This window comes from Rudaea sp., from assembly GCF_036383415.1.
Classification (GTDB): Bacteria; Pseudomonadota; Gammaproteobacteria; order Xanthomonadales; family Rhodanobacteraceae; genus Rudaea.
In genome coordinates, this window is sequence record NZ_DASVOK010000118.1 from 1 (window position 1) to 5,959 (window position 5,959).

At 67.3% G+C, this 5,959-nt stretch carries 7 protein-coding genes; 1 reads left to right on the forward strand and 6 read right to left on the reverse strand.

What is annotated here, in order from left to right:
* Window positions 1-88 precede the first annotated feature (88 nt).
* Complete coding sequence (murA, locus tag VF497_RS04495; protein WP_330886444.1) at window positions 89-1,348, forward strand: UDP-N-acetylglucosamine 1-carboxyvinyltransferase; 1,260 nt, start codon at window positions 89-91, stop codon at window positions 1,346-1,348.
* 27 nt (window positions 1,349-1,375) lie between these two features.
* On the opposite strand, the gene VF497_RS04500 is transcribed toward murA, so the two are convergent.
* From VF497_RS04500 to VF497_RS04525, 6 genes are all read right to left on the reverse strand, one after another.
* On the reverse strand, window positions 1,376-1,939 hold the full coding sequence (locus VF497_RS04500; protein WP_330886445.1) for a YggT family protein: 564 nt from the start codon (window positions 1,937-1,939) through the stop codon (window positions 1,376-1,378).
* A 17-nt stretch (window positions 1,940-1,956) separates the two neighbouring features.
* Window positions 1,957-2,784: a pyrroline-5-carboxylate reductase gene (gene proC / locus VF497_RS04505; RefSeq protein ID WP_330886446.1), complete on the reverse strand. Its 828-nt coding sequence runs from the start codon at window positions 2,782-2,784 to the stop codon at window positions 1,957-1,959.
* Window positions 2,781-3,311 (reverse strand): OmpA family protein, encoded by a 531-nt coding sequence (locus VF497_RS04510; RefSeq protein WP_330886447.1) that lies wholly within the window; start codon window positions 3,309-3,311, stop codon window positions 2,781-2,783. The genes proC and VF497_RS04510 overlap by 4 nt, the downstream gene beginning before the upstream one ends.
* Window positions 3,312-3,373: 62 nt before the next feature.
* Window positions 3,374-4,675, reverse strand: coding sequence for a diguanylate cyclase domain-containing protein (locus VF497_RS04515; protein ID WP_330886448.1), 1,302 nt, complete (start codon window positions 4,673-4,675; stop codon window positions 3,374-3,376).
* Window positions 4,672-5,199, reverse strand: a complete 528-nt coding sequence (locus VF497_RS04520; RefSeq protein ID WP_330886449.1) for a YfiR family protein — start codon at window positions 5,197-5,199, stop codon at window positions 4,672-4,674. The genes VF497_RS04515 and VF497_RS04520 overlap by 4 nt, the downstream gene beginning before the upstream one ends.
* A gap of 138 nt (window positions 5,200-5,337) precedes the next feature.
* The coding region (locus tag VF497_RS04525) for a YggS family pyridoxal phosphate-dependent enzyme (protein WP_330886450.1) at window positions 5,338-5,959 on the reverse strand (622 nt) is incomplete at its 5' end.

Here is a 5,959-nt window from a genome sequence, read left to right on the forward strand (position 1 = left end):
GCGACCTCATGGGCGGTGCGATCCACGCGCTCTCGCTGAAAACGCTGACTCCGGAAGAGTCGGCCAGACAACAACGGTAACTCCCCACATGGCAAAAATCGTGATCTCGGGCGGCGCTCCGCTCAACGGCGAAGTGCAGATTTCCGGCGCGAAGAATGCCGTGCTGCCGATCCTCGCCTCGACCCTGCTCGCCGACGGGCCGATGTCGATCACCAACGTGCCGCACCTGCACGACGTGACCACGACGATGGAATTGCTCGGCCAGATGGGCGTGAGCCTCGAAATCGACGAGCGCATGCGCATCAACATCGATCCGCGCACGACCAACCGCTATTTCGCACCGTACGACCTGGTCAAGACCATGCGCGCCTCGATCCTCGTGCTCGGTCCGCTCGTCGCGCGCTTCGGCGAGGCCGACGTGTCGCTGCCGGGCGGCTGTGCGATCGGCTCGCGTCCGGTCGACCTGCACATCAAGGGCCTGCAGGCGCTCGGTGCCGACGTCAGCGTCGAAAACGGCTACATCCGCGCGCGTGCGAAACGGCTCAAGGGCGCGCGCGTGCATTTCGACATCGTCACCGTGACCGGCACCGAGAACATCATGATGGCCGCCGCACTGGCCAAGGGCACGACCGTGCTCGAGAACGCCGCGCAGGAGCCCGAGGTCGTCGATCTCGCCAACTGCCTCAACGCGATGGGCGCGAAGATTTCCGGCGCCGGCAGCGAGACGATCGTCATCGAAGGCGTCGACCGCCTCAACGGTACCGACTACGACGTGCTGCCCGACCGCATCGAGACCGGCACCTTCCTCGTCGCCGGCGCGATCTCGGGCGGCCGAGTGCTGGCCAAGCGCGCGCGCCCGGACACACTCGACGTCGTTTTGCAGAAGCTCGAGGACGCCGGCGCAGAAATCAGCACGGGCGAGGACTGGATCCAGCTCGACATGCGCGGGCGCAAGCCGAAGGCGGTCGACATCGTCACCGCGCCGTATCCGGCGTTCCCGACCGACATGCAGGCGCAGTTCACCGCGCTCAACGCGGTCGCCGAAGGCGTCGGCGTCATCACCGAAACGGTGTTCGAGAACCGCTTCATGCATGTGCAGGAACTGCAGCGCCTCGGCGCCGACATCCACGTCGACGGCAACACCGCGACGATCCACGGCGTCGACACGATGACCGGCGCGCCGATCATGGCGACCGACCTGCGCGCTTCGGCCTGCCTCGTCCTCGCCGGACTTGCCGCGAAGGGCGACACCACGGTCGACCGCGTCTACCACATCGATCGCGGCTACGAGAACATCGAGGAAAAACTCGGCAGTCTCGGCGCGCATATCCGCCGCCTGCCTTCCTGATCCGCCGCGAGTACTCGCGGCGCGTTGCTACAACCTCGCGGCGAGATCGGCCAATGGCGCGATCACGAGGAGGCGCGTGAGGATCAGGGCAACCGAGGCGAACCAGCAGGAAAAGTCGAATCCGCCGACCGGCGGCAGCCAGCGCCGGAACGGGTTCACGACCGGCGCGACGAAGCGGTCGAGCAACCGGTAGCCGTCCTCGTAGCGCATCGAAGGGAAGAAGCTCAGGACGCAGTAGATCAGTATCGCCCCGAGTTCGATCCAGATGATCCAGTCGAGCGTGCTGACCAGCGCGGGCGCGAGCAAGCCGAAGAAGCGCATGCGGCCGAACAGCACCTCGAGCAGCATCGACTCGAGCAATACGAGCAGCCAGGCGATCAACAGCGCGGCCAGTTCGAACTTACGCCAGCGCGGCACGAATCGGCGCAACGGCGCGATCAGCGGATTGGTCAGCCGATAGACGAACTGGCAGATCGGCTCGTGGAACGGTACGCCGACGGCGATCAGCAGGAAGCGCAGCAGGAACAGGCCGATGAAGAGCCCGAAAGCCGTCTGGATGAGGAAGATCGCGGCACTGAGGATGTAGGGCATGGCAGCGGTTGCGCGAGTCAGTCGAGTTGCGCGGAGAGTTCCTGCCCGCGTTTCGTCGCCGCGGCGACGGCGCGTGCGGCAATGGCGCGCAGGCCGTCCGCCTCGAAGCTCTCGACCGCGGCTTGGGTGGTGCCGTTGGGCGAAGTGACGCGCTGACGCAGCACGGCCGGCGCCGTGGCGTCTTCGCGCAGCATGCGTCCGGCGCCGAGGCAGGTCTGCGTCACGAGTGTGCGAGCAGCCGCGCGAGTTAGGCCCTGGGCGACGGCGGCATCCTCGAGTGCTTCGACGAGGAGGAAGAAATACGCCGGACCCGAGCCGGACAGCGCGGTCACCGTGTCCATGAGTGACTCGTCTTCGATCCACACAGCGACGCCGGCGGCATCGAGAATGCGCTGCGCCAGTTCGCGCTGGCGGGCATCGGTACGCGCGTTGGCGACGAGGCCGGCGGCGCCGGCGCCGATCAGTGCCGGCGTGTTCGGCATCGTGCGCACGACCGCGACGTCGCCGCCGAGCCAGGCGTCGATCTGGTCGATGCGGATGCCGGCAGCGATCGACACGATCAGTGGCTTGCCCGCCTGCACGACGTCGCGCAACGAAGCGCATACCGCCTTCATCACCTGCGGTTTTACCGCGAGGACGATGGCATCGGCGCCCTGCGCGGCATCGCTGCCGCTGGCGAAGCCGCTGACTCCGAAGTCGTGGGCGAGCGCGGTGCGCAGGTCGGCGTTCGGCTCGGCGACGGCGATGTCCGCGCCGTTGGTTCCGGCGCGTACGAGGCCGCCGATCAAGCTGCGCGCCATGTTGCCGCCGCCGACGAAGGCGATGCGCGAGGCAGGGGCGCTCATGGCGTGGCCAGCGTGCTCGAGGCAACGATGAGTTCGACGCGGCGGTTTTTCGCGCGGCCATCGGGGGTGCCGTTATCGGCCGCCGGGTGATCTGGGCCGAGGCCCTTGCGTTCGATGTCCTTCGTGGCGAAGCCGTTGGCGACGAAGGTATCGGCGACGATATTCGCACGGCGCTGCGACAGGCCGAGGTTGTAGTCGCGTGCGCCGACATTGTCGGTGTATCCGTCCACGCGCAACTGGCGGATGTCGACGGCGAGCAGCTGGCTGGCGAAGTCGGCGATCGCCTTGCTGAACTCGGGCTTGAGATCGTCCTTGCCGAATTCGAACGAGATACGGTCGGGCAGGACCAGCAGCCAGCCGTCGTCGGTCTTGCTGAAGCCCAAATGGGTCAACGTTTCCACCTGGCGCTGGCCAAGCGTCGGCTTGGGCGGGGCCGAAGCGCATGCCCCGAGCAACGCGAACAGGAAGCACACGAGCGCGAGGGAGAACTGGCGCTGGAGTCGGGGGAGAAAGGCGCTTGCTTGCATGACCGCTTCCTTATGTTGCGAATCGCAGGGGAGGTGAAAGATACCCGTTTTTGTTGCAGGCGTTACATCGCGGCGGGATCGACCTTGATCCACTCGGAGCTTGCCGCTTGCCCGCCGGCGGCGGCATCGGCCTGCCAGCGCGTAACGCGGCCCTCTTCGTAGCGTCGGTTCTTCGCCGCATACATCGCCTGGTCGGCCAGGCGCACGAGTTCGTCGGTGCCTTGCGTCGCATCGGGATAGATCGCCATGCCGATGCTCGTGCTCGGGTGTAACACGAGGTTGCCGTGGCGGATCGGCACTTCGAGTTCGGCATGCAGTTCGGCGAGGATCAGCTCGGGATCCGCGGCATCGGCCAGTGGCGACAGCAGGACGACGAACTCGTCGCCGCCGATGCGCGTGGCCGTGGTCTCCTGTGGCCGCCAGGCGCGCAGACGCGCGGCGATGCAGCTGAGCAGGTCGTCGCCGGCCGCGTGACCGAGGTTGTCGTTGACCGACTTGAACGCATCGATGTCGAGATAGAACAGGCAGGCGCGCGTGCGGTTGCGGTCGCAGGCCTCGATCGTTTTCTGCAGCGCCGGCTCGAACATCGCGCGGTTCGGCAGGCCAGTCAGCGAGTCGACGTAGGCGACGCGGCGCAATGCGGCATTGCTCTGCGTGAGCAGGTGGTCGCGCAGGCTGATTTCGTCGAGCAGGACGTTGAATTCGCTGCGCAGATCCTCGACCTCGGCCAGCGAGGACGGCGGCGCGCGCCGGCTGAAATCGCGGCCCTCGATCAAATGCTTGACCACCTCGCGCAGCTGCCAAATCGGCTGGGTGAAGCGTCGCGTATACCGGCGCGCGAGGGCGAGGGCGCAGGCGGCGATCAACAGCGTGCCGAAGCCGAACCAGGCGAGCAGGCCGCTGAGCGTGCGCAGCATCGGCTCGCTGCCGCCTTCCACGGAGATGTCGCCGATGCGCCGGCCTTCGACGATCACGTCCTGGCTGACGCGCTCGTTGCCGACCCGGGCGGCCAGTCTGCCGATCCATCCGTCGGCGCGCGCGTCGATGCGGGCGAGCACGATGCCCGAGGCATCGCGGATCTCGGCATAGGTGATGCCCTCGTCCTTCGGAATCGACTGCAGGATCTCCGCCGCGGTCTTCGTGTCGCGGAATTCGATCGCGCTGCGGCTTTCGCTCGCGGCGAAGCTGATCAGCGTGCGCAGATGGCCCTCGGTGAGCTGATGCAGGAAGTAGTAGCTCAACAGGAAGGCGCCGGCGCCGACGATGACGATGGTCAGCGCGGAGATCGACAGCAGCGCGCGCCCGATGTGCGCGGCCGATGCCGTCGCCGGCAATTTCCCGCGTGCGCGCATGGGTCGGCTCATGGCACGCCCTTGCTCGCGGTGCGCGACGAGCCCAGCGTGAGCAGGCGCGCACTGACTCCGAGCGCGGCCTCCTTCATCGCGGAAACGTTGACCTCGAACTTCTGCCGGTCCGCAGCCGCGGCACCGTCGAGGTGCAGGCAGATTTGTCCGCCCGAAGAACAGAACCCCGAGCCGGAGCCGACCGCGAGTATCGGCAGGCGGCGCGCGCGCGCAAGCACCTTGTCCGTGGTCGCGGCATCGACGGCGGTCAGATCGAGAACCTGGCAATCGGCCAGCGTGGCTTCGGCATCGATGCGCCTGACCGAGAACGGCTTGCCACGCACGATGCGGCCGGCGTAGGCGCGATCCTGTTCGGCCGGCAGATTGCCGACGATGCAGATGTTCCAGGCATGCAGCTGTTCCTCGCCCTGCCAATGCACGTAACGGACGAAGCCGGCGATGTACTCGGCGGAGTTGCTCAACCCGTCCGCCTGCATCTCGACGCCGACGGCGTGCGTGGCGGCGCACGCCAACGCCGCTGCCATCCAGGTTGCGACCGGGAAAAGGAGCGCGCGGAAGGAAAAGCCGATTGTCATCGTGTAAGAAAGGTATCCCGGGCGTCGACCTGCTTCAATCGGCCGACAAAGCGGCAGGATGGCCGCGCACGGGCCGATAAACGTGAATCATCGCACATTTTTTGCGCGCGGACCGAACAGCGCGGAGCCGATGCGGACGAGAGTCGCCCCTTGCGCGATCGCCGCCTCGAAATCCTCGGACATGCCCATCGACAGGGTGTCGACGCCGGCATGGTCGCGACACAATTCTTCGAACAGGCGGCGCATGCGCGCAAATGCCGCCTCGCGCCGGTGCCAGTCGGGATCGGGCGCGGGTATCGTCATCAGTCCGCGCAGCGCGAGTCGCGGCGCGGTATGCACTGCCGCGGCGATTGCGCCGGCCTCTTCCGCGGCGCAGCCGGACTTGCTCGCCTCGTCGTCGATATTGACCTGGATCAGCACCTGCAAGGGCGCGGCGGCCGCCGGGCGCAGGCGGTCAAGCGCGGCGACGAGCTTGATCCGGTCCAGGCTCTGCAGCCAGTCGAAATGCGCGGCGACCTCGCGCGCCTTGTTCGACTGCAGCGGGCCGATCGCATGCCATTCGAGGTCGAGGCCGGCGAGTTCGCGCTGCTTGGCCAGGCCCTCCTGCACGTAGTTCTCGCCGAATGCGCGCTGGCCGAGCGCGGCGAGCTCGCGCACGGCCGCGGCCGGCTGGGTTTTGCTCACCGCGAGCAGGGCGACGTCGTGCCCG